At 49.1% G+C, this 477-nt stretch carries 1 protein-coding gene; it reads right to left on the bottom strand.

The window, feature by feature from the left end:
• Positions 1–476: transposase (locus K0T92_RS24705; protein WP_219875280.1), on the bottom strand; the 476-nt coding region annotated here is incomplete at its 3' end.
• Between the last annotated feature and the right edge of the window lies 1 nt (position 477).

Raw genomic sequence — 477 nt, 5'->3', positions numbered from 1 at the left:
AGTTTCACATACATGCCGTCGAGATAGATCACGCTGTAGCGCTTTTTCAACGGTCTTTGATGCCACGTCTGGATATCCTCCAGTACGGTTGCGGTGATGTTGCTGACCGTCGTAGGCGAATAGTGACTGCCAAACATGCTCTCGATGAAGCGTGCGACATCACGGGTTCCCATTCCGCTCTTGTACATTTGAATAACAGCCTCCTCCAGCCAGCCGTCTCGGCGTTGGTACGGCTCGAAAACGTGCGTCTGAAAGGCACCGTTGCGATCACGTGGCACTTCAAGCGCGTCGATGTGACCAAACTTCGTATGGAGCGAGCGATTGTAGTAGCCATTTCGACTGTTCCGCTCGTTCGTTTCATCCTCCATGAAGTGTTTGATCTCCGCCTTCATAATGGATTCCAGGTTTTCTTTTACAAACTGAGTGACAAGATTTTCAAATAGGTTTGTGAGCTGGTTTTCTGCTATTATAGTCATG

The sequence above is a fragment of the Paenibacillus oenotherae genome, assembly GCF_019443105.1.
In the GTDB taxonomy this organism is placed as follows: domain Bacteria; phylum Bacillota; class Bacilli; order Paenibacillales; family Paenibacillaceae; genus Paenibacillus_Z; species Paenibacillus_Z oenotherae.
Note: the sequence above shows the minus strand (reverse complement) of the source record. Positions and strands in the feature narration are given on the sequence as shown.